The sequence below is a fragment of the uncultured Traorella sp. genome (assembly GCF_944327115.1).
GTDB lineage: Bacteria > Bacillota_I > Bacilli_A > Erysipelotrichales > Erysipelotrichaceae > Traorella.
Map to the genome: position 1 here is coordinate 1 of NZ_CALVGS010000128.1, position 22,817 is coordinate 22,817.

Consider the following 22,817-nt stretch of genomic DNA (forward strand, 5'->3'; position numbering starts at 1 on the left):
ACTATCCTTCAATTGTCTTCACATAAAAGCTGCGATGGCGCGGTCCGTCAAATTCACAAAAATAAATACCCTGCCAGATACCTAAAACCAGCTTTCCTTCATGAACAATAAATGTCTGATTACAGCCAAAAGCACTGCTTTTCATATGAGCCGCTGAATTTCCCTCTGCATGATGATAAAAATCATCATTGGTAGGAAATACCTTTTCATAACCATAGACCATATCGTTGCATACAGCCGGATCGGCATTCTCATTAACACTGATGCCACAAGTCGTATGTACCGTATAAACAACACAGATACCTTCTTTAATATCTAAATCTTTTTCAACCATTTCTGTAATATTGATTAGTTGCTGTCTACGCTCAGTTTTAATTTCATGCTTCACTAAACTCATCTTATTTCCTCACTTTCTTTAATTTTACTCATGATCCATTGATCAGCATATTCGACACACTGTGCTAACGTCAGATTCGAAACATCCAATACACTTATTTCTCTTTTCATAAACCTTTCTTTCAGAGCCTTTTTCATCAGTTTGTTATGGTAAATGTTCCATCTGTTCAGTAAAAGCTACATAAGACCACTGATTTTCCACCTGTGATGCTGCACATACTCTCATCCATAACTGACGATACGCACGGTAATCATTTTCCGGGATATCATAAATTTCATGCCGCAACAGACTGCTTTTCATGACAAGAAGAAATTTCTTTTACAGCTCATATCGCTAATTTGCTTTGGGTATAATATGATATTTTCCCCGGACAACTAACATCATTATACACGTTTCATCGGCAACTTTCAGTATATTTCCTTAATATAAATAAAAGAGGTCCTTTCAGACCTCAATCGATCACCGTCGGTGTTCGCCCAATACCTACGACCATGCTGACAAGCTTACGCCATGTATTGCATCCGGCAATACCATCGGCACTTAAAGAATTGTTTCGTTGATAGGAAATCAAAGCATTTCGTGTCTGTGTTCCAAAGATACCATCCAGATACTTGGTACTATAACCAAGAGCATTTAATGCATCCTGAAGAATAATGACATAGGTAGAAGTATCCCCCATCCTAAGCAATGGATAACCACTGCCCGGATTACAGGCACCTCTCCCATATCTTCTGTCAAAATGAACCCATGTCGGTGTCATGCTTAATGGTTCTACATAACCCCAAACACCTAAATTAGTTGCTACCTGATGGATACGATTACGCTGAGTTTGACTTAAGCGCTGACCGACATCAAAGGATACGCCTGCATAATGCTGGGACTGCTGGCCATGCCCGCCTTCCCAAATACGTTTAAAAGCATAGCCTACCGGAATTCCTGAACCGTAGGTCCTTCTTGTCGCATTCCACGCTTCCATGGCCCGTGTTGTCGTATATAAAAGAGAGCTGCGAGAGGAACCACGGAATTCTCTCACTAATAACGTTCGCTCATAAGAATAAGGCATCGGACTGTTTTCATCACGATTTAAAGTCAACATTTTGTTATCTGATTCATCATAAACAAGTATTTTTGTCATAAGAGCCTCCACTCTAATTTATGATTAAAAAATGAATATGTGAATCTTGAATATACATTCATATTGAAAAGAATTTATATATATATCATAAAAAGCTGCTTTATGTTTTCAAAGAAAACAGAAGAAAAGCAAAATCAAAACTACAAATTTATCACATAAATTTCATCATTTTCATCTTTCATGATCATAAACGATAAGAGCTTTTATGAAATCAAGTCTTTTAATTTGTTTATCTGTGAGGTCTATGGTAATATTCAAGGATACCAAAGAATATATTGATTTCAGAAACGGAATGATTAAATATTCTTTATGAAGGAGGCCTTTTATGGAAATTATCGCAGGAATCATGATCGTATTGGTGGTTTTGATCTACTATACCTGGAGCAATTATAGGATTGAACTCACACACTATGATCTTCCATCATCAAAGATTGAAACTTCTTTAAGGATCCTTCATATCAGTGATCTTCATAACAATCAAATATTCATTGAACAATTAAAAAAGATCGTAAAGGATACAAAACCAGACCTCGTTCTTTTAACAGGAGATTTTGTCGTAAGGAATAACTATATGAATGCTGTTGATTTTTTTAAAACACTTACGAATATTCCTGCTTATTATATTGATGGAAATCATGAGCTGGCCATGAAGGCAGAAAAAAGAAATGCCTTTTATGAGCAGATGATTCAAAACCATATCGTCATCCTTGATAAAAATCAAAGCGTATGTTTCAAGGACAACATCAAGATCTTGGGCTTGGATGAAGCTGTTATCCGCTATGGTGATGTCAGCAAGAGCACGATCAGAAGAAACGCGTCTGATTTCAACATTCTTCTCATGCATCAGCCTGAAGTCTTTGATAAGTTGGATACTTATGATATCGATCTGATCTTTGCCGGTCATGCTCATGGCGGCCAATGGCAGATTCCTTTGATCAATCAAGGCATATTTGCCCCGGACCAGGGTCTTTTCCCCAAATATACAAATGGTATCTATCAAAAGGGAAACACTAAGATGATCGTCAGCAGAGGAATCGGTACGATGGTTGCCATTCCACGTATCTTTAATCGTCCGCAGGCGATCGTCATGGATATAAACAAAAACAGAGAGTCTTAAAGATTCTCTGCTTTCTTTGTCTTGATTTTGAATATGAAATAATACATATGAAAGAGCCATACGCATACTAATACGATCTGTCCGATCAGCACTTCATCCATCATCACAAAGCCAATGCTCATCAAAGCTGTTACTAAGACCATGATCTTGATTTTGTTTTTCAAGGTCATTTTCTTTTCATCTCTTAACGGAACGACCACTTTTTTATACATCTTTGTTTCTACAAGCCAGTCATGCATCTTTCTTGAGCTTTTCGCAAAGCAAATGGCACTTAACAGAAGAAATGGAAATGATGGCAGCAAAGGTAACACCGCACCGATAGCTCCGATGGCTAAAGCAATGACTCCGACAATAAAATAAACGATTTTCATATTAACCTCCGATAAAATGTCTGATCGTTAGAAGAGGATGATAGAACAACATCCTTGGACCTGAATAACGCATGACTTTTTTGATTTGTTCCTTTTTGTCAGGCTGATAACAATGAATGCTACATTTTGAACAAAACATATTTTTTTCCTTAAACGGACACTTTTCTAAGCGGTATTGTGCATATTTTTTTAATTCGACACATTCTTCACACTGCACACCGCCTCTTTTTTTATAATAAAGATCGATCATTTGAATAACGATAGCATTCTTATTCATCAGCTCACTCTCCCATTTTCCATAGAAATCATCCGATCACACCAGCTGGTCGTTGAAGGACGGTGAGATACTAAGAGGATGATCTTGGAAGTCTGTTCCATCAATGCCTTTAAGATAATTTTTTCATTCAATGAATCCAAATTGCTTGTCGGTTCATCCAAAAGCATGACAGCTCCGTCATGAAGAAAAGCTCTTGCCAGTCCGATGCGCTGTTTCTCACCGCCGCTTAACGAATCACCACACTCACTGACAGGGGTGTCATAGCCCTTAGGAAGGCTCATGATAAAATCATGGATGCTGGCTTTCTTACAAGCTTTTTGTACCTCTTCTAAAGTTGCGTCCAGCTTTGCGATCTTAATATTATTTAAAATAGAATCATGAAAGAGATGTGTTTTCTGCGTCATATAGCTTTCATGATCACGTAGTGACTGTGTTTTGATCTGGTCAATGGCTTTTTGATCGATCCTGATCTCACCTCGATCACTGTCCCAAAAACGCATCAGCAATTTTAGTAAGGTACTCTTACCACTGCCGCTTTTACCGACAATACCGATTACCTCATTTTCGGATATATGAAGACTTACGTCCTTTAATATCTCATCATGTTCATAACTGAATGAAACCTGATCGATCTTAATTTCTTTGCCATTGATGGCTTCACCTGTTTCATTTTCAATGATCTGCGGCTTTTCGTCTAAAATTTCTAACACACGTGAAGCAGCAGCAATCGTCGGTTGGATCGTGCTTGCCAGATTAGCAAGCGTAAGAAACGGTGAAAAGGATGAAAACATCGCTACACTGACAATGACGGCCTGTTGTGTGGTCAGCATGTTTTCAGATACAAGCATTATGGAGAAAACGATCATCCCGATCGAAAGAAGAATGATAGCTGAAGAACTCAGTGAGGTATTTTCTGCCTGAACCTCTTTCATCTTCTTTTCAATAACGGATAAATGTTCACTGCGCTCTTTCAACTGGGAAAGCTTTTCTTCGAAAGCATCATATTGAATGATTTCTTTCTGTCCACGCAGATTTTCAAGCACAAAACTTGATAACAAACCTGATTCATGACGAACCTGATTACCTAAGCTGCCATAGCGATGATGTATCCATAACGGTATTACAAGACCGACAAGGACATAGGACAGTAAAGCATATAAGGCTAATAAAGGATGAAAGATTCCAAAAAAGATCATCATGACAACGATCATGACCATGGCAATCATGACAGGTGAGATCGTATGAGCATAAAACACTTCCAAAAGCTCAATATCGCTTGTGATAATTGAAATCAGATTTCCCTTATCCTTACCTTCCAGCTTGGCAGGAGCCAGCCTTCTTAATGCGCCAAACACCCGATCACGAATCAAGGCTAAAAGCTTGAAAGCAATATAATGATTGCAAGTCTGTTCACCATATCGTAAAAAGCCGCGGGCAAAAGCAAAAAGCAACAATACAAATATGACCTGTGATACAGCTTCCTGCCGGATGAGCTTCAATAAACCGATAGCAGCCACGACAGTCAAAAAATTAGCACAGATAAAACCAAGCACGCCTAAGATGATGGCTAAGACCATATAGGCAAGCAGAGGCTTGACCAAAACGATCAGCTTGAATAAGACACTCACACTGTTTTTTTTCATAATGACCTCCCCTTCAAGGCTTCCAGTTTTTTCTGGCTCTCCCATAAATTTTTATAAGTACCTTCCTGCCCCAGCAATTCCTCATGTGTACCTTTTTCAACGATTCTTGACTTTTCCATCACATAGATCTGATCGCTCTTAACAACATTCATCAAACGATGTGAAATCAAGAGGATCGTTTTTTCATCTTTCATTTCTTCCACCAGCTTCATCAGATCGTTTTCACTTTCCACATCAATATTAGAAGTTGCTTCATCAAAAATATAGATCTCACTGTCATGCAACAGGGCCCTGGCAAATGCAATACGCTGACACTGGCCCCCTGATAAATTACTGCCATTTTCAAGTATAGGTGTATCTAATCCTTGCTCACCTTCCAAAAAGTCATAAATCTTCACTTTCTTCAAAACATCGATCATCTCATCATCACCGGCATCTTTCTTTGCCATCAAAAGGTTCTCACGCACCGTCCCTTTGAAAAGCAAGGCGTTGCTTGAAAGATAAGTTATTTTCTTCATCCATGCCTTTCTTGAAAAATGAGCCATATCCTCATCTCCTACCAGAATTCGGCCATGATCGATCTTCATCTCTTTCATCAACAAAGATGAGATCGTACTCTTTCCACAGCCGCTTTCACCAACGATGCTTGTCATCTGATGTGGCTTAATTTCCATAACGATGTCATTTAAGACATTTTGGTCTTTTTCATAAGCAAAGCTGACATGATCCAGATAAATGCTCTGATCAGCCTTGATATCACTGATCGTACCATCTTCTTCTACCTCTTCATCTAAGAAGCAAAATAATCGGTCACTTGCTGCTATTCCATTCATTGCGACATGAAACAATGAGCCCAGCGTACGCATCGGAATGAAAAAATCAGCTGACAATAAGATGATCAGGATACATTCAGCGATGGAAACAGCTCCACTTTGATATTCAAACAACGCAACCATCATGCCGATACCTGCACCACCATAAGCAATCAGATCCATGATCGTAATTGAATTAAGCTGCATCGTTAATACCTTCATCGTTACCTTACGAAATTTCTCTGCCTCTTCATTCATCTTTTCATGCTTATAACCATCCGCCTGATATATTTTAAGTGTGGTCAATCCCTCAAGATTCTCTAAAAAGCTATCTCCCAGCGTCGTATATTGACCCCAATATTTACTTAACAGCCGCTTAGCTAACTTGCTGACAAGAATGATCGTAATCGGAATCAACGGCACACAGATAAAAAGGATCAGAGCAACCTTAAAATTCACAAAAGCTAAGACAGCAAATAAAGTCAAAGGTGCCAATATGCTGTACATAAATTGTGAAAGATAGGAACCATAGTAAATTTCTAACTGATCGATACCCTCCACACACATCTGCACGAGCGTTGACGTGGCAATTCTTTGATGATAGCCGCTGCCTATCTCATTCAGCTTTGTTAAGATCTTTTCACGGAGGATTTTTTTAACCTCCTTGGACGCATCATAGCCATACATCACACTTTTCTTAGAAAGCATAAAACGCAGCGCAACGATCACGATCACACCTGTAAGATAAAGCATCATCTGATTCATCACCAGCACATTCCTAAGCAGGCCTTCCAGTGTCATTGCAATCAGCATCATCATGATGATATTCAAAATCAGCATGATCCATTGCATCAGCACATTTTTGTAAATAAAGGCAAGAGAACCTTTCATTTCCCGTATCAGTCGCTTATTGATCATAGTACCTCCTTGTTAGCCGAATATAACATATAAAGCAAAAAAAAATATACTTTTGTTAGTATTGTCTAACATAGTATAAAGGAGTTTCAAATGTTTGTCAAGGCTAACTGAAGAACCAAAGACAAAGACATACATAGTATAAAGCGAAAGGAAGAGTACAAATGGAAAAAGTTTATATGGAAGCACCGAAGCAAGCACGCATGTGGAAACCTGAGGATATTTCACCTTATGATTTTAAGGATGATCTGCCTGTTAATTCTTCTTATGTCATGGATGATGAGAATGATGATGAATTTGATATGGATGCCCTTCTTGACGAAATGAACAGCATGGATGATGAAATGAATTTTGAAGATGATGAAAGTCGTGATATGTATGAGAATGGTAATATTGATTGGCGCTGCAATGAAGATATGAGTCAAAGAAATTGTAAGAATCTTTCTATGGAAAGAAAAACGATCGTAGAAGAAGAAAATCCAAAAAGAGTTACGACTACTTGGATGAGAGTAACAAAGCAATATTGACAAGCATCTGTTATTTTTCTATAATGTTATCAGCAAAGGCGCTACAAAGGAAGTAGTGTCTTTTTTTTGGAGGAACTATGGAAATCAGATTTGAGAAAAGAGCAGTTTTAAAAGAAAAACCCGATTTTGAGCATTTAGGCTTTGGGAAGTATTTTACGGATTATATGTTTGTCATGAATTATGATGATCATCACTGGCATGATGCCCGCATCATTCCATATGCACCCATTCACATGGATCCGGCCAGCATGGTTCTTCATTATGCACAGGAAACCTTTGAGGGATTAAAAGCTTATAAAACAAGTCAAGGTGAGATCCTGCTATTCCGTCCGGAAATGAATGCACGCCGCATGATGAATTCTAATCAAAGATTATGTATGCCTCTTATTCCGGAAAAAGATTTTGTGGAAGCAATAGAAGCCCTTGTAAGGATAGAAAAAGACTGGATACCTTCAAAAAAAGGCACCAGCCTGTATATTCGTCCATTTATGTTTGCCTCTGAGGCCGGAGTAGGTGTTCACGCCTCTGAAAGCTATCAGTTTGTCATTATCGCTTCACCATCTGCTTCTTATTATAAAAACGGTCTGGAACCGGTGAAGATCTATGTCGAAGATGAATATGTCAGAGCAGTCATCGGAGGTACCGGGAATGTGAAATGCGGAGGTAATTATGCTTCCAGCATCATTGCCCAAAGCAAAGCCAAAAAGCTGGGTTACGATCAGGTATTATGGCTGGATGGCATCGAAAGAAAATATGTCGAAGAAGTAGGAACGATGAATGTGATGTTTGTCATTGATGGCAGTGTTTATACCGCTCCTCTTACAGGCTCCATCCTTCCGGGTGTGACCCGTGATTCTATCCTTCATATTCTCAAAGACCAGCATATCGAAGTCAAAGAAGAAAAGCTGGATATCGATTTCTTAATGGAGGCTGCTCAGGAAGGCCGCCTCAGCGAGGCATTTGGCTGTGGTACAGCTGCCCTGATCACACCGATCGGTGAATTGCTTTATAAAGATCAAAATGTCATCATCAATGATCACAAAATCGGTCAAATCACCCATCTTCTTTATGACACGCTCTCATCTATTCAGTGGGGAGAAGCTGAAGATATTTATGGTTGGACAAGAAGAGTCAAATAAAAAGTGCCTAGGCACTTTTTTTCAATGATTGTAATTGATTCATGACCTTTTCATAATCAGGTTCATTGGAAACATCTTCAACAATTTCTAAATAGCGAACGATATTATTTTCATCAACAAGCAACACGCTTCTTGAAAACAAACCGATTTCCGGCATGATCAATCCGCTTACATCCGCAAAATCATGATATCTGAAATCACTTGCGGCAATGATATTTTCAGCAGCATGACTCTGGCACCAGCGATCCAATGCAAAAGGCAGATCCATGGATACAGAAAGGAAGGTAATTTCCTCATCCTTTAATAAATCAATAAAATGTGCCAATTCACGTGAACATACCGAAGTATCGACGCTCGGTACAGTAAGAATGATCTTGATTCCTTTTAGATCATTGCTTTTAATTTCATTCATATTTGAATCTACAACGATAAATTCACCCAAATGATCCTTTTCCTTTATATTCTCACTAAGCGGTGTATATTCACCTTTAAATTTTACTTTCATAACAGTAACCTCTTTTCTATATCTTAACTATATACCATTTAGTGAAAAATACCCATTCATATGCCCATCTTACATACTAAAAAACCCTATGATGTAACCAAACACATAGAGTTTTTCATACAATTAAAGATTTGAAGCAATAAAATAAGCTTCCTGTGTTGCTTCTAAAACCTTTCCGGGTTTCTTGCAATCTCCGATCATATAAACTTCTTCTGCAGCATCCATATAATCGAAAGCATCGACCGAACGTGTTCCACAGGCAATAATTACATCATCGAATGGAATCTGATGAAGCTCATCATTCTGCATAAATTCAACATTGTTTTCATAGATACATGTAACATCAGCATTCATAAAGAGTTGAATCGGAAGATCTTTAAGCGCTTCTTTGAGTCCTGCTTTATAAAGAAGATTTGAAGCAGCTGCTAATTCATCACTTTTCTCTATAATACTCACTGTTTTTCCCTTCTCAGAAAGTTCAACAGCAAGTTCAACTCCGATACTGCCACCTCCAATGATTACGACTTTATCACCCATTTTTTGATTATCACGATAACCCTGAATATAATTATGGATATGTTTTTGATGGATTCCTTTGATATTTGGAACAAAAGGAATCGCACCTAAAGCTAATATTACCACATCATAGCCTTTCAGTTCCTCTTTTAACGGAGCTTTTTTCAAATAAACTTGAATATTGGCATGTTCGATCTGATAAACAAGATAATTGCGATAACGCTTTAGATCCTGTTTGTGGACTCCTGCACCTTCAATAATATTCAATTGTCCACCCAATCTTTCATCCTTCTCAAAAAGATCCACTATATGCCCTCTTTGAGCAGCAGTTAACGCTGCTTTCATCCCGGCAGGTCCACCACCAATAACAGCAACCTTTTTTATAACTTCTGCCTGTTTCAAAGTCAAAGGTACCCGTTTTTCACGATAAAGTCTTGGATTGACAGAACACATGGTTTGAAAATGTTTTGTAGCAATATGATAACAATAATTACATCTCAAGCATGGAACGATATCCTTTTCACGTCCTGTTCTTGCTTTCTCCGGCCAGAACGGATCAGCCAGCAATGCTCTTCCTAGCATGATGAAATCTGCTTCCTTACGCTCTAAAATTCCTTCAGCCTCATCAGGTGACATGATTGCTCCGCCAACACTGACTAAAACATTACAGTGTTGTTTGATCTGTTTCGCGAATTCTACATTTTTTAAATGAGGCTGAAACATCATAGTTACCGCATGTACATTTCCTTCCATGACCTCATCCATTCCTGAACAGATATTCACAATATCGATATCCTGTTCAATCTCTTTGATAAAAGCTAACATTTCATCAAACGTATAACTGTTTTCAAGATGTAACACTGCGCTTAGACGAAATTCAATGATATGATCTTCACCAACAGCTTTTCGCACTGCCTTAACCAACTCCTTGGCAAGGCGAAAACGATTTTCACGACTTCCTCCATAATTATCTGTTCTTTTATTATATCGTGGTGCCATAAACAAGGCTGCCGGAGAATCATGAGCTATATCCAATAAGATCGCATCAAAACCAAATTTTTTTGCCTTTAATGCTTTATCTGCAACTCGTTCTATATATGTATGAATCTCTGCAGGAGAGATTCCTATAAGATTTTTATCATCCTGAACAAGAGTTGAGGGGCCGATTCGTTTATTATCTTTCATCGTTTCCAAACCTAAACAAATAGAAGTAATAGCTCCATGCTGTTTTCCAACAGACATCTGTTCTTGAGTGATATCTAACTGATACTTACTAAAAGGATCATTGCCATTTGAAATATAGCCAACAGAAGAAGAACTGCCATGCGAAATAATGTGTAATGCTCCTGCACCACCTAATGATTTATCATAAAAACTGACTCCGCCATAATCCGGAAAAGAAGAAATAAAATGATGTGTTGGAACAACCCCCATTGGTGATGCCTCAATACGATTTTTATAAATACGATTTTTCACTCTGATTGGTGAAAATAAATAAGGATAATATTTATTCATTTTCAGCCTCTTCCTGTAAAAGCATACGATCATATGTTTTTACAAATGGATAATAAATCAAAAGATCAATAAAGAATAGAATAACCTGAAGTAAAGCAAACTGCCAGCCTTGGCTTAAAAATCCAGATAAAACAACCGGCATGCTCCAAACAACTTCTACTCCAGTCATTCTTGGCACTAGATTTACAGCAATTGCCATATAACCAATGAACACATTCAACACAGAAGTTGCTATATAAGGAATCATCAAGATTGGATTAAATAGAATAGGTGCTCCAAAAAGAACAGGTTCTGAAATATTGAAGATATTCGGAATTAAGGCAATCTTTCCTACTGATTTCAAGCGTTTGCTTTTCGCAAAGAAAGCTAATAAAACAATCAATGGTAATACACAACCCACTCCTCCAATCACAATATGCATGAACCAAGAGCTGGTGACGATATTCGGTAACGCTTCTTTTGCCTGATAAGCCTGAAGATTCGCTGCTCCATTTGCAACATACATTGGGAAAACCACATATAGAATAGTGTTGGCATGCACTCCAAGGCTCATAAACAAAGTACAAGCAAACATGATGATCATTGCTCCCGGAAGACTGCTTGTTAAATGCTGGAAAGGAATTTGCAGAACAGTATAAATAAACTGGTGAACCGAACCTTGACCGGCAATAACAACAATTGCATTGATGACCTGTGCGAAAATGACAACTAATGCTATCGGAATCAAACTAGAAAAACTATCTGATACAAATTCCGGTACGCTTTCAGGCATTTTAATGATCATTTTTTTATCTTTGATCCACTTAATCATTGTTGGTATAAACATTCCTACCAAAATTCCAGTAATCATTCCTTTGTAACCTAGCCATTCCCAAGAAATTGAAACATTGAGCTCTGCCGGAATCAGCATTACAAAGATTGCTAAAACAGCAATTGTGGTCGTTAAAGGTTCAATCTCTAATTTCTTAGCGACTTTATAACCTAAGATTACCACTACATAAATTGCAATGAGATTCACCGTAAATGCCTGTGTGCTTGTCAATGCATTCAACAAAACCGGTTGACTATTTAAAAACGCAAGATAAGCAGGTATATTAATATTTGCAAATAAGCAAGCAAACGAACCAACCATGATCAATGGTAAAACAATCATCATCGTTTCACTTAATGCAGACAAATAGCGATTCGCAGCTATCTTTTTAGCAACTGGAACAAGATGTGTCTGCAAACTATTCATAATTTTATCCATATTAACTTTCCTCCTGTTGATTTACAATATCTTTTAATACTTTTTCACCATTCATCATTCCAAAATCCATAGCATCAATCACAAATAAACGTTTTTCATAATGTGGATACCGTTTTAAAATATCATCTTTTTTAAATCCTACCTGTGGTCCTAATAAAATGATATCCCATTGATCGATCAACTGATCCAATTCACTATCTGGAAAAGCTTTCGTTTCAATTTCTAACCCCATTTTTTTTGCAGCTTGCCTCATTTTGGAAGCAAACATGCCTGTACTAGCTCCATATTGACAAATCAATGCGATTTTCAGCATATTACCTCTCTCCTTTTTCTTTCTTCATGATTCTGACCAGCACATTGGCCAGCTCTAGCATATCTTCGGCATTGGAAACATAATCTGCACCATGTAATAGAAGCATGGATACCCTAAAGTCATCTTGATGATTTGCCTCATAAGTCAACATTTTTGCATGAGCCTGTCTGCCCTTGTTTATTGAATCACGAGCCATTTGTAATTTTTCCAATGAAGCAGCAAACTGCTCTTCCTCCGCATGATGAAGCGCCTGTAAGACAAGACTTTTACCTTCTCCGCCAAACGAGATCATCTGCATAATATACTCCATACTTTGATCCATCCTGCTGCCTCCTTTCTGTTAACATTTTATAAAACACAATTAAAGTCATGCAAAATGTATATTGCAACCCTACACGTGCAAAACTGATATTGAAGATAAAAAAGATATCTTTTATATTTTAATTGATATAAAATCTTGAAAGGAGAAAGTTATGACAACTTATTCACCTAAAGAGATAGCAATTCTGAAATGCCTCGCAAGCCGTGATGAACCTATGACGGCACGCCAGCTTTCAACAGTATTAGGCTATTCCATCCGTAGCATTAGAACATACATTAAAAATATTAATAGCTGTAAAGAATACAACATTATCTCTAGTCAAAAAGGCTATACCTGCTATCCACGCCCTACACAATTGATGCAATCCTCAACAATTCCTCAAAATAAAAACGAAAGAGCACTTTTAATTTTCAAAGAATTGCTGATTCATGAAAAAAATTTATTCATAGAAGATTTAGCTGATTCTTTATGTATCACATCAGATACTTTAATTCGTGAAATCAGAAAAATAAATCAAACTCTTCACGATTTTCATATACAAATTAAAATGGATAAAAACAAAATTTATGTGGAAGGCGATGAAAAAAATAAACGTAATGCTATTTCTTCATTCATCATAAATGATATCAAGCAATCTGTATTTACTTATCATATTATCGAACGCTATTATCCGGATATAGACTGTCTAGCAATCCAGCATGATATCACAACAGTTTTGCAGGAAAATAATGTAATACTTGATGATTTTTCTATCTTCAATCTTATTCTTCATATCATCATAGTCATTCATCGCCATAATGATCATCCACCAATTGATAAAGAAGCTTCCTATATTCCTTATCACAGTCTGGAACTTTCTAAAAGAATCTGTCATAAGATTGAGAACAGCCTTCATATTTCTTTTTCTAACAGTGATATCAGCGATTTTGCATTATTGCTTTGCAGCCGATCTTTACAAAAGGATGAAAATGATTCTTTAGCACTTTTTCTAACAAATCATGCTAATCAAGATATTCTGATCTTGCTTAAAGAAATTGAAAAAGAATTAAAGGACACTTATCATTTCTCCTTAGATAATGAACATTTAAAACTGCGATTTTATGTTCATATGAAAAATCTGCTTTTCCGACTTCAACATCATATCAAAATCATGAATCCGATGATTCATGAAATTAAAAAACATTTTTATATTTATGATGTTGCGATTTTTATTGCAGGAATCATTTCCAAAAAATGTCAAATACGTCTTTCAGAAGATGAGATTGCCTATATTGCCATCCACCTTATTCTTTCCTTCAATGAAGAAATGACACAGACAGCTCCTTTAAAGGTTTTGCTGATTTGTCCAGACTATCAAAATTTAGAAATATATTTAAAAAACAGATTGCAAGACACATTTCCAGATTTGATGGTAGCGATCATATTGCATGATTTTCCGATGACTTTGCCTGATCATATCGATATCGTCTTAGCCGCTATCAAGCATGATCAGATTCTTCCATATCCTTATCTGTATATCACTCCATTATTTACAGAAAAAGATAAGACTTCTATTTCGACGATTTTGACACAAAAGAAAAGAGAATATCAGAAAAAAAGATTCAAAGATACACTTACTCATTTTCTCAAGCCGCAATTTTTCTATTACGACAAAAATGAAAATCTTGACTGGGAAAATATTTTAAAAATAATTACTCAAAATTTGTATAAGGAAGGGTATGTTCCAGAAAAATTCTATGATATGCTTGTTCAACGAGAGTGTCTTTATTCAAGTGCATATGATCAAATAGCCATCCCACACCCATTAGAACCAATAGCAATACAATCTGCTATTTCAATCTGGATCGCACCTCATGGAATCATTTGGAAAAACCAAAGAAAAGTTGTCATGATCATCACATTAGCATTAACAAAAAAAGATTTATCTGATTTTAAAGAAATCTTTGATCATATCACAGATGTTCTTGTAGATGATAAATCTTTAACTGACTTGCTTAAAATTCAAGATTATGATTTCTTTATCAATAAACTGACAGAATTATGTAGCGATAAATAATGATCTTATTCATACACTGATAAATAAACCTATTGCCTTTACGTAATAGGTTTATTTTAGTTTTTCTAATACTGTTATGATTTCTTTCATTCCCTCTTTCTGATTTTTTACTTTTGTCGTGAAATGATTATTCACTAATGATATTTTCAGTTTGATATCCTTTCCTTTTATTTTTATAATACGCTGTGATGGAATGATTCCACGTTTGATCGAAACACTCTCGATCTCTTCAAATGGCAGACACACTTTATCTTTGATCCTATCAATATTTAATGTCCCGACGATTGCTATGACCAGATAATGTTCACTTACCCCAAGATAACAGTAGGTATTGCTGAAAGCTCCAAGCGTCAACACTTCTGCCGTTTCCGCCAATATCGTTCCCCATGCCTTGCCACGATAAGTTTCTTCTTTAGGTCGGATTTCTTCTAACATCCGATCCATATCTGTGTCATTCATCATCAATGCCATGTTTTCACCACTTTCTATCGTTCTTATATAAAATATACAATCACAAAACAGTAAAATCAACATAAACAAAAGAGTAAGCACATCAGTCTATGCTTACTCTTAGATTTTTATTTACTTGCTTCAACCATCAGTTCACAGACAGCATTTGAGAAGGCAATCGGATCTTCCAGATCAAAGCCTTCGATCAACAGTGCCTGATCATAAAGCAGATCTGCATATTTTGAAATCTTATCCTTATCTTTCGCATACACATTCTGCAATGCTTTAAAGATCTCATGGTTTGGATTGATTTCCAAAATACGGACGGCCTTCATACCATAAGGATTACCATCCGGCATCTGTGACAATACCTTTTCCATCTCAAAGCTAAGTCCCTCATCAGCACTTAAGCATACAGGATGGCTCTTCAAACGGGTTGACAGCTTCACATCGCTGACCTTATCTTTCAGGCTTTCTTTCAAAGCTTCCAATAAATCCTTATTTTCTTCCTGCTTCTCTTCTACCTGTTTCTTTTCTTCTTCACTTTCAAGATTCAAATCACCCTGTGTGATATTCTTGAACTTCTTAGAATCATATTCCTGAAGTACCTGCAAAGCAAATTCATCAACATTATCCGTCAAGTATAAGATCTCATAACCTTTATCCTTTACAAGCTCAGCTGCCGGTAATTGATCAATCTTATTGACATCATCACCACTTGCAAAGTAGATGACATCCTGTCCTTCCTTCATTCTTTCTACATATTCTTTCAAAGTGACAAGCTTCTTTTCCTTACTAGATGTAAACAGCAATAAGTCTACAAGCATATCCTTATGTGCACCAAAATCATTGTAGACACCATACTTTAACTGTAAACCAAAGTTGGCCCAGAACTTTTCATATTCCTCACGTTCATTCGCCAGCATCTTCTTCAATTCAGACTGGATCTTCTTTTCGATACGATTAGCCATGACTTTAAGCTGACGGTCATGTTGAAGCATTTCACGTGAAATATTCAGGCTCAGATCCTGAGAATCAACCAGACCTCTGACAAAGCGGAAATGTTCCGGAATCAGATCGCTCGCTTTATCCATGATGAATACACCGCTGGAATACAACTGTAAACCTTTTTCATAATCCTGCGAATAATAGTTATAAGGTGCATGACTTGGAATGAATAAAAGCGCATCAAAGGTAACAGCACCTTCTACATGTGTATGAATGACCTTTTGAGGATCGGCATAATCATTGAATTTACTCTTATAAAATTCATTATATTCCTCATCCTTGATTTCTGATTTCTTTCTCTTCCATAAAGGAACCATTGAATTTAAGGTCTTTTCTTCTACGACTAACTGTTTGTCATCGCCTTCACCCTCATATCTGGATACCATCATCGTGATCGGATAACGGATATAATCCGAATACTTCTTCACTAGGGTTTCAATCTTAAACTGTTTCGCAAAATCAGAATAATTTTCTTCCTTTGTATCATCCTTCAAGAATAATGTAATCGTTGTACCGCGATCTGCCTTATCACACTCTTCGATACGATAGCCGCTGCTGCCATCACTGATCCAGCGATAAGCCTTCTCTTCATTGTATTTTTTACTTTCTACGACAACTTCTTTTGCGACCATGAACGCTGCATAGAAGCCGACACCGAATTGTCCGATGATATCAACATCATCTTTCTTATTTTCATCAAGCTCCTGTTTAAATGCCAGTGAACCGCTCTTAGCAATCGTACCAAGATTCTCTTCCAGCTCGCTTTCATTCATACCGATACCATTATCACTGATCATGATCGTTTTATTTTGTTCATCCGTACTGATTTTAATCTTTAAGTTTTCTCTGTCAATTCCTTCTTCATTGAAAGAAAGATAATTGAGTTTGTCAAGGGCATCACTCGCATTAGAAATCAACTCTCTTAAAAAAATCTCCTTATGTGTATAAATTGAATTGATCATCAAATCAAGCAATCTTTTAGATTCAGCTTTAAATTGTTTGTTGCGACTCATAATTACCTCATCCTCCTTTAGCACTCTAAACATTCTAGTGCTAATAGTATTATACTCCACTTTTTTAAATATGCAAGCACTTTTATGCTAAGAGTGCTAATTTTTTTAATTTTAATAATTTTTCATAAAAAAAGAAGAAGAGGATTACTCTTCTTCAGGAGCAAATGTTGCAACCAGACTATCAGTTAATGTATTGATTGCTTCTTCTGAAGCATCATCTAATGTATAGTTAACAAATTTATCTTTTGTCTGAATGACCACAACATCTTCAAATACTGCAAAGCGTGCATAATTTGGAGCTGAAACGGCATTTAAATCAACAATGAACAATGGTGTTCCATAAACTTTTTTCTGATCGTCAGCTTCTTTAAGATCCAAAGATGAGATCGTATCTGCAACTTCTTTCTTAGCATCAGCAGTATCTGCATCAAATTCCCCTTCTGCCAAAGTAACTGAAGTATCTTCCGGATCATTTACATAAAATTTTACAGTTTCAGTTGATTCCAGTTCCTTCGCAAATGTTGCGGCATCTAAGGTCGTAATAGCTGCTGATTGATCTTCTTTTGATGAATTTCCATTTTCTGCCGGAGCATTGCTACAACCAGCAACAACCAAAAGCAATGCTAAAGCTGATAAAAATTTTTTCATTCTGTATCTCCTCCTGTGTTATCCACACGGATACAATTCTATAACTTTTACATTCGAAAAGCAATTATTTTCAAACAATTATTCTACAATTTGTTAATTTTTTCATTTATATATAAAGCTTTTCAATAATTGCTTCCGTAAATTCACTTGTTGATGCATGACCACCGCAATCCTGAGTCCGTATCTTTCCTTCTTCAAGTACTTGATTGATCGCATTTCGAATCATCTGCGCCTTCTCTTCTTCTCCTAAATATTCCAGCATCATGCAGGCACTTAAAAGCAAGGCTGTCGGATTGGCCTTATTTTGTCCGGCAATATCCGGAGCACTTCCGTGAACCGCTTCAAACATCGCCACGTCTTTTCCGATATTGGCACTTGGCAAAAACCCTAAGCCGCCGATCAGACCGCTTGCCAGATCGCTTAATATATCACCGTATAAATTCGGCATGACCATGACATCAAATTTTTCAGGATGCATGACCATCTGCATACAGGCATTGTCTACGATATAAGCATCTGCCTCAATCGACGGATATTCTTTGCTGATTTCATGAAAAACCGATAAAAACAAACCATCGCTCATCTTTAAAATATTGGCCTTATGAATACAGCTGACTTTTTTACGCTTATGTTCAAGCGCATAATCAAAAGCTGCCCGAATGATCCTTTCAGAACATCTGCGAGTAATGATCTTGGTTGCATAAACCGTATTTTCATCAATTTTCTCTTCTTTACCGACATATAAATCCTCTGTATTTTCTCTAAAGATCACCATATCTACATGATCAAAAGGACTTTTGACATTTGGAAGATTTTTAGCCGGACGGATATTGGCATAAAGATCATATCTTTCACGAAGCTGAACGTTACAGCTGCGAAATCCTTTACCGACAGGTGTCGTGATCGGTGCTTTCAAAATGACCTTATTCCGTTCTATGGAATCAAAGGCTGCTTGTGGTATCAAAGCACCATGCGCATAATATTCTGCTTCTCCTACATTAAATTCTTCAAATTCAATTGCTGCCTGACTCGCTTCAATGACCCGTTTGACCTGGGCACAAATTTCAGGACCAATGCCATCCCCTTTAAACAATGTTACTTTTTTCATCTTTCTACCTCTTTTATCTTTCCTACGTATTTTGTTGCCGGACGTACGATCTTATTACAGTAGCACTTGTCTTCAATGTTATGTGCCAGCCATCCGACCATTCTGGCACATACAAACAGCGGAGCAGCTAATTCAAATGGAATATTCAACATTTCATAGACAAGACCACTGTAAAAATCAATATTGCTGGAAACATGCTTATGCTTCTTTTCCCATAAGACTTCTTTGGCACACTTTTCAAAGCGCTGATAGAAAGCAAATTCCTTCTCCATCCCTTTTTCCTTGGCCAATACCGCGGCTTTTTCCTGTAAAATACAGCTTCTTGGATCAGAAAGCGTATAGACGGCATGTCCCATGCCATATACCAATCCTTTACCATCGTAAAATTCTTTATCGACGATTCGTTGTATGAGTCTTTTGATTACGGACTCATCTTCACAATAACCGATTTCTTCAATGACGGCCTTCATCATCTTAATGACTGCCTGATTTGCCCCGCCATGTCTTGGACCTTTCAAAGCACCCACGCTGCCTGCCATTGATGAGTATAAATCGGTTCCTGTTGAAGAGATGACGACATTGGTAAAGGTCGAGTTATTACCGCCGCCATGATCCGCATGGAGCACCAACATGCTGTCCAGCACTTCTGCTTCAGTATGCGTATATTTGCCATCACTTCGAGTAAGCCGCAATATCGTTTCGGAGATACTTTCATCAGGCAGGACACGATGGATGATCAATGACTGATCATCAAAATTATGAATCTTTGTCTGATATGAATATGCAATGATGCTTGGCATTTTTGCCATAAGGCTTAAGCCTTGCATCAATGTATTATAAGGAGAGATATCATCGGCTTTCTCATCATATGCATAAAGCATCAAAATGGCCTGCTGGATCTTATTCATCAGATTTTTTCCCGGCATCCTTAAGATATTTAATTCTAAGAAATCTCGCGGCAATGCGGTATTCTGCCGATAATTGTCTAAAAAAAGGTCCATTTCTTCATCACTTGGAAGATGTCCGAACAGAAGTAAAAAGGAACATTGTTCAAAACCGCGATGATGATAGAAATCAAAGATTCTCATCAGATCACGGATTTCATAACCGCGATAATAAAGCCTTCCTTCACATTCGATCTTTTCATTACCGATTCTTTCATAACCGACTACATCAGCAATCTGTGTCAGGCCTACCAATACACCTGTATGATCTTCATTTCGCAGACCTTTTTTCACATTATAAAGCGAATATAGTTCATTGTCGATTCTGTTTTCTTCAATTGCCTCTTCTAATATCTTTTTTAAAGTATTTTCCATTTCATCACCTGTTTCATTAATGTTTCAATTATTTTCATTATATTACATTTAATGTCTTGTTTCAATGAAAACTGTGTTATAATCATGGAGAGGTGATAGGATGAACACAGTCAGTGAAAAAATACTTGCACAGCATTTAATCAGTGGTGAAATGCGTGCCGGAGAACCGATTAAAATCAAAATCGATCAGACATTAACACAGGATGCGACAGGAACGATGGCTTATCTGCAACTGGAAAGCATTGGGATCGATCGCGTAAAAACGGAATTGTCTGTCAGTTATATCGATCACAACACGCTTCAAAACGGTTTTGAAAATGCCGATGATCATGCTTATTTACAAAGTGTTGCCGATCGTTATGGCATCGTCTTTTCAAAAGCAGGAAACGGTATCTGTCATCAGGTACATTTAGAACGCTTTGCCATTCCCGCTAAAACATTGTTAGGCAGTGATTCCCATACGCCGACAGCAGGAGGAATGGGAATGCTGGCAATGGGAGCCGGAGGCTTGGATGTCGCGGCAGCTATGGCAGGACGTCCTTTTCAGATCGTCATGCCGAAAATCGTAAAGATGGAGCTGAAGGGAAGGCTTCAAAAAGGTGTTGCTGCCAAAGATATCATTTTGAAGGTGCTTTCAATGCTGAGTGTTAAAGGCGGAGTAGGAAAGATCATTGAATATACCGGTGAAGGTGTTGCGACACTCAGCATTCCACAGCGGGCAACGATCACGAATATGGGTGCTGAATTAGGTGCGACCAGCTCGATCTTTCCAAGTGATGAAAAAACGTATGAATTTTTGAAGAAACAGCACCGTGAAAAAGATTTTGTGGAAATAAAGGCGGATGAGAATGCTACCTATGATGAAGAATATGTCATTGATCTCAATGAGCTTGAACCACTTATAGCACTGCCACATATGCCTGACAATGTGGTTACCGTAAAAAGCATGGTTGGCACTCCTATCCAACAAGTGAATATCGGTTCATGCACCAATTCTTCTTATTTAGATATTGCCACCGTTTCAAATATCTTAAAGGGACATGTCATTCATCCCAACGTTTCTGCTTCCCTTTCTTGCGGCAGCAAACAGGTGCTTTGCATGCTCTCAGAAAACAATCAGCTGACACCGATCCTTGAAAGTGGGGTACGGCTGTTAGAGTGTACTTGCGGGCCTTGCATCGGTATGGGTCAATCCCCGGCTACCAATGCTTTCTCACTAAGGACATTTAACCGTAATTTTTATGGCCGAAGCGGAACCCTTAGTGCCAAGATAGGTCTTGTATCCTGTGAAACAGCGGCTTATAGTGCCATTCAGGGTGTAATCAGCGATCCACGTGAATGTGATTATGAATGCGCCAAGGATTTAGATACTTATACGATCCATGATGAAAATATCATTTATCCAAGCTGTTCAAAAGATGTAGAGATCGTACGAGGCCCGAATATCAAACCGCTTCCGGTCAACACGCCGCTTGAAGATACTCTTTTTAAAAAAGTGATCATCAAAGTAGGCGATAATATCACGACTGATGATATCATGCCGGCAGGAGCCAAGATCCTTCCTTATCGGAGCAATATCGAAAAAATATCTGAATTCTGTTTCATGAATCAGAAAGCTTCTTTCCATGATGACTGTTTAAAAAACAAGGGTGGTTTCATTGTCGCAGGACAAAACTATGGTCAGGGCTCTTCTCGTGAGCATGCTGCTTTAGCTCCTATGTATTTAGGTATCAAAGCTGTCCTGGCTAAAAGCTTTGCCCGCATTCATCAGGCAAATCTGATCAACTTTGGTATCCTGCCATGTATTTTTAAAGATGAAGCGGACTATGATACGATCGATGAAAATGATGAATTACGCTTTACGGATTTACATGATCTAAAACCAAATTCAGTGATTGAAGTTCAAAACGTCACAAAAAACAAAACTTATCAAATGCTTCTTCCTTATAATGAAGAACAGATCAATATTCTTGAACATGGCGGATTATTAAACACACTTAAATAGACAAAAGCAGTGGTATCCATTGATATCACTGCTTTATTTTATACATAATACATGATCATGCATCTGTTTTTTCATTCAATAATTTCAGATAATAACTTTTTTCTTCCACAGGTATCTGTAAGGCATCCATCGCTTCATCAACACTTAGCTTCAAGGTCTTTGTCAGACTTTGGATAGCTTCAATGGTTTTACTTTCAATTCCCTGCTTTAAGCCCTTTTCAATCCCTATGCTCTCTACATATGCACCATAATCACACATCCGGCTGACCTCCTCTTCCTCTTTCCACGTTAGCTTTACATCATACTTCTTCAGTCTTTCTATCTTCTCTTCTGATGACATATTATCTGCCATCACCCGTAAGATATTCATTGATACTTTTTCGCTTTCCTTATATCCTAAGTATAACACAAGGATCTGCTGCTTATCAAAATATTTTTCTTCCTCACATGTTTCCCC

Annotated in this window: 22 protein-coding genes and 1 pseudogene; 5 read left to right on the forward strand and 18 right to left on the reverse strand. The window is 37.5% G+C overall.

What is annotated here, in order from left to right; genetic code table 11:
* Position 1: 1 nt before the first annotated feature.
* The 3 genes from Q0K35_RS10790 to Q0K35_RS10800 form a co-directional block, all read right to left on the reverse strand.
* Positions 2-397, reverse strand: a complete 396-nt coding sequence (locus Q0K35_RS10790; RefSeq protein ID WP_294562870.1) for a secondary thiamine-phosphate synthase enzyme YjbQ — start codon at positions 395-397, stop codon at positions 2-4.
* Positions 398-541: 144 nt separating this feature from the next.
* Entirely contained in the window at positions 542-697 is a 156-nt protein-coding gene (locus Q0K35_RS10795) for a hypothetical protein (protein ID WP_294562871.1), read from the reverse strand.
* 151 nt (positions 698-848) lie between these two features.
* Positions 849-1,532 carry a peptidoglycan-binding domain-containing protein gene (locus Q0K35_RS10800; RefSeq protein WP_294562872.1) on the reverse strand — a complete coding sequence of 228 codons (684 nt, stop codon included), beginning with the start codon at positions 1,530-1,532 and terminating at the stop codon, positions 849-851.
* Positions 1,533-1,857: 325 nt separating this feature from the next.
* Between Q0K35_RS10800 and Q0K35_RS10805 the strand changes: the two genes are divergently transcribed.
* Entirely contained in the window at positions 1,858-2,649 is a 792-nt protein-coding gene (locus Q0K35_RS10805; protein WP_294562873.1) for a metallophosphoesterase, read from the forward strand.
* Here the strand turns inward: Q0K35_RS10805 and Q0K35_RS10810 are convergent.
* Genes Q0K35_RS10810 through Q0K35_RS10825 form a run of 4 tightly spaced genes read right to left on the reverse strand, consistent with a single transcriptional unit; the run spans position 2,646 to position 6,670 of the window.
* Positions 2,646-3,020: a YbaN family protein gene (locus Q0K35_RS10810; protein WP_294562874.1), complete on the reverse strand. Its 375-nt coding sequence runs from the start codon at positions 3,018-3,020 to the stop codon at positions 2,646-2,648. The two genes, Q0K35_RS10805 and Q0K35_RS10810, sit on opposite strands and share 4 nt — an antisense overlap.
* A gap of 1 nt (position 3,021) precedes the next feature.
* Complete coding sequence (locus tag Q0K35_RS10815) at positions 3,022-3,297, reverse strand: nitrous oxide-stimulated promoter family protein (RefSeq protein ID WP_294562875.1); 276 nt, start codon at positions 3,295-3,297, stop codon at positions 3,022-3,024.
* Positions 3,297-4,940, reverse strand: coding sequence for an ABC transporter ATP-binding protein (locus Q0K35_RS10820; protein ID WP_294562876.1), 1,644 nt, complete (start codon positions 4,938-4,940; stop codon positions 3,297-3,299). The genes Q0K35_RS10815 and Q0K35_RS10820 overlap by 1 nt, the downstream gene beginning before the upstream one ends.
* Positions 4,937-6,670, reverse strand: a complete 1,734-nt coding sequence (locus Q0K35_RS10825) for an ABC transporter ATP-binding protein/permease (RefSeq protein WP_294562877.1) — start codon at positions 6,668-6,670, stop codon at positions 4,937-4,939. Before Q0K35_RS10825 ends, Q0K35_RS10820 begins: the two co-directional genes overlap by 4 nt.
* 161 nt (positions 6,671-6,831) lie before the next feature.
* Here Q0K35_RS10825 and Q0K35_RS10830 point away from each other — a divergent pair, with 161 nt between their 5' ends.
* Both Q0K35_RS10830 and Q0K35_RS10835 read left to right on the forward strand, forming a co-directional pair.
* A complete protein-coding gene (locus Q0K35_RS10830; RefSeq protein ID WP_294562878.1) occupies positions 6,832-7,194 on the forward strand; it encodes a hypothetical protein in 363 nt (120 codons plus the stop codon).
* A 77-nt stretch (positions 7,195-7,271) separates the two neighbouring features.
* A complete protein-coding gene (locus Q0K35_RS10835; protein WP_294562879.1) occupies positions 7,272-8,333 on the forward strand; it encodes a branched-chain amino acid aminotransferase in 1,062 nt (353 codons plus the stop codon).
* Between the two features lie 7 nt (positions 8,334-8,340).
* Here the strand turns inward: Q0K35_RS10835 and tpx are convergent, their stop codons facing one another.
* The 5 genes from tpx to Q0K35_RS10860 form a co-directional block, all read right to left on the reverse strand.
* The gene (gene tpx, locus Q0K35_RS10840; RefSeq protein WP_294562880.1) at positions 8,341-8,838 is read right to left on the reverse strand and encodes a thiol peroxidase; all 498 of its coding nucleotides are present in this window, start codon (positions 8,836-8,838) and stop codon (positions 8,341-8,343) included.
* Between the two features lie 123 nt (positions 8,839-8,961).
* Positions 8,962-10,869 (reverse strand): FAD-dependent oxidoreductase, encoded by a 1,908-nt coding sequence (locus Q0K35_RS10845; RefSeq protein WP_294562881.1) that lies wholly within the window; start codon positions 10,867-10,869, stop codon positions 8,962-8,964.
* Complete coding sequence (locus tag Q0K35_RS10850) at positions 10,862-12,118, reverse strand: PTS transporter subunit EIIC (protein WP_294562882.1); 1,257 nt, start codon at positions 12,116-12,118, stop codon at positions 10,862-10,864. Before Q0K35_RS10850 ends, Q0K35_RS10845 begins: the two co-directional genes overlap by 8 nt.
* A gap of 1 nt (position 12,119) precedes the next feature.
* The gene (locus Q0K35_RS10855) at positions 12,120-12,431 is read right to left on the reverse strand and encodes a PTS sugar transporter subunit IIB (protein ID WP_294562883.1); all 312 of its coding nucleotides are present in this window, start codon (positions 12,429-12,431) and stop codon (positions 12,120-12,122) included.
* Position 12,432: 1 nt separating this feature from the next.
* On the reverse strand, positions 12,433-12,753 hold the full coding sequence (locus Q0K35_RS10860) for a PTS lactose/cellobiose transporter subunit IIA (protein WP_294562884.1): 321 nt from the start codon (positions 12,751-12,753) through the stop codon (positions 12,433-12,435).
* 151 nt (positions 12,754-12,904) lie between these two features.
* Between Q0K35_RS10860 and Q0K35_RS10865 the strand changes: the two genes are divergently transcribed.
* On the forward strand, positions 12,905-14,809 hold the full coding sequence (locus Q0K35_RS10865; protein ID WP_294562885.1) for a PTS sugar transporter subunit IIA: 1,905 nt from the start codon (positions 12,905-12,907) through the stop codon (positions 14,807-14,809).
* A 51-nt stretch (positions 14,810-14,860) separates the two neighbouring features.
* Here the strand turns inward: Q0K35_RS10865 and Q0K35_RS10870 are convergent, their stop codons facing one another.
* The 5 genes from Q0K35_RS10870 to Q0K35_RS10890 all read right to left on the reverse strand — a co-directional run bounded on the left by Q0K35_RS10870 (position 14,861) and on the right by Q0K35_RS10890 (position 20,355).
* Positions 14,861-15,280 (reverse strand): hypothetical protein, encoded by a 420-nt coding sequence (locus tag Q0K35_RS10870; protein ID WP_294562886.1) that lies wholly within the window; start codon positions 15,278-15,280, stop codon positions 14,861-14,863.
* A 107-nt stretch (positions 15,281-15,387) separates the two neighbouring features.
* Complete coding sequence (htpG, locus tag Q0K35_RS10875) at positions 15,388-17,280, reverse strand: molecular chaperone HtpG (protein ID WP_294562887.1); 1,893 nt, start codon at positions 17,278-17,280, stop codon at positions 15,388-15,390.
* A 144-nt stretch (positions 17,281-17,424) separates the two neighbouring features.
* Entirely contained in the window at positions 17,425-17,928 is a 504-nt protein-coding gene (locus tag Q0K35_RS10880; RefSeq protein WP_294562888.1) for a hypothetical protein, read from the reverse strand.
* A 106-nt stretch (positions 17,929-18,034) separates the two neighbouring features.
* Positions 18,035-19,036: an isocitrate/isopropylmalate dehydrogenase family protein gene (locus Q0K35_RS10885; RefSeq protein ID WP_294562889.1), complete on the reverse strand. Its 1,002-nt coding sequence runs from the start codon at positions 19,034-19,036 to the stop codon at positions 18,035-18,037.
* Positions 19,033-20,355: a citrate synthase gene (locus tag Q0K35_RS10890; RefSeq protein ID WP_294562890.1), complete on the reverse strand. Its 1,323-nt coding sequence runs from the start codon at positions 20,353-20,355 to the stop codon at positions 19,033-19,035. The genes Q0K35_RS10885 and Q0K35_RS10890 overlap by 4 nt, the downstream gene beginning before the upstream one ends.
* Positions 20,356-20,455: 100 nt before the next feature.
* On the opposite strand from Q0K35_RS10890, the gene Q0K35_RS10895 reads away from it, so the two are divergent.
* Complete coding sequence (locus Q0K35_RS10895; RefSeq protein ID WP_294562891.1) at positions 20,456-22,360, forward strand: aconitate hydratase; 1,905 nt, start codon at positions 20,456-20,458, stop codon at positions 22,358-22,360.
* A 55-nt stretch (positions 22,361-22,415) separates the two neighbouring features.
* On the opposite strand, the pseudogene Q0K35_RS10900 reads toward Q0K35_RS10895, so the two are convergent.
* Positions 22,416-22,817 (reverse strand): annotated as a pseudogene (locus Q0K35_RS10900) (hypothetical protein); the annotation flags it as partial.